Consider the following 454-nt stretch of genomic DNA (forward strand, 5'->3'; position numbering starts at 1 on the left):
CCAGCAGGTCCTCGTATCCGGGCTCCGGCTGCACGTCCACGAACACCATCGCCGCGAGGTCCTCGGGGATTCCGTCGTCGAACCGGGGCGCGCCGGGTGACCCGACGAACAGGTGCGTCACCCACTGATCGGCGAGCTCGTCCTCGAACGACTCCGCGCGTTCCTGCGGCGCCACCAGGGCGGCACCGGCAGTGGCGGCCACGAGCAGCTCGAGCACCGCGGCCTCCGAATCGGCGGGCCCGTGCGCGTGGGTGCGGGACTCGTAGTCGACGCCGGTGCGGGCCGCGAGCCGGGCGGCGGTGTCCGCCGCGGCCGCGTGACCGATCACCCGCTCCTTTTCGGTGCCGGCCGCGATCACGAACGCCGGGTCGTCGCCCCGGATCGGACGTGTCAGGTCCGCGTAGGTCACCGGGGTCCCGGACTGCGCCTCGATCGCCGCGGTCGTGTCCGGATC

At 73.8% G+C, this 454-nt stretch carries 1 protein-coding gene; it reads right to left on the reverse strand.

Features of this window, described 5'->3' with window-relative positions:
- A partial coding sequence (locus I0Q12_RS26530) for a hypothetical protein (RefSeq protein WP_197256285.1) occupies positions 1 to 454 on the reverse strand: 454 nt, incomplete at both ends.

This window comes from Rhodococcus sp. CX (assembly GCF_015865005.1).
Taxonomy (GTDB): domain Bacteria; phylum Actinomycetota; class Actinomycetes; order Mycobacteriales; family Mycobacteriaceae; genus Rhodococcus.